Origin of the sequence: Flavihumibacter cheonanensis, from assembly GCF_022352215.1 — a bacterium.
Lineage (GTDB): Bacteria > Bacteroidota > Bacteroidia > Chitinophagales > Chitinophagaceae > Flavihumibacter > Flavihumibacter cheonanensis.
The window spans coordinates 1-290 of record NZ_JAKRWF010000072.1 but is presented as its reverse complement, the minus strand read 5'-3'; the positions used below and the strand labels follow the sequence as shown (position 1 = coordinate 290).

The window sequence follows — 290 nt, the reverse complement described above, 5'->3', positions numbered from 1 at the left end:
CGTATCGCCTCCAGGCTCGAACGGCACATCGCTCCTGCTGGCGCGCGCCTCAACGGGAGAGCAAGAAGCGGTTATCGGCAGGCAACCTGGCGGCAGGGTGTTCCTCTTCCTAAGGACGGACGATTTCTGGCGGGATTATCAGGCTATGCTTTCGGCTGGGGTGAAATTCGTCAGGCAGCCAAAAGAGGCTCCCTATGGAATTGTGGCTGTATTCGAGGACCTGTACGGGAATCTTTGGGACCTGGTCCAGCCAATCGAGCAAGAAACAGATGAAGGATAATCAAAATTAG

The 290-nt window shown here is 55.2% G+C and carries 1 protein-coding gene; it reads left to right on the top strand.

What is annotated here, in order from left to right; all coding sequences use genetic code 11:
* A partial coding sequence (locus tag MD536_RS21180) for a VOC family protein (RefSeq protein ID WP_239603784.1) occupies positions 1–280 on the top strand: 280 nt, incomplete at its 5' end.
* Between the last annotated feature and the right edge of the window lie 10 nt (positions 281–290).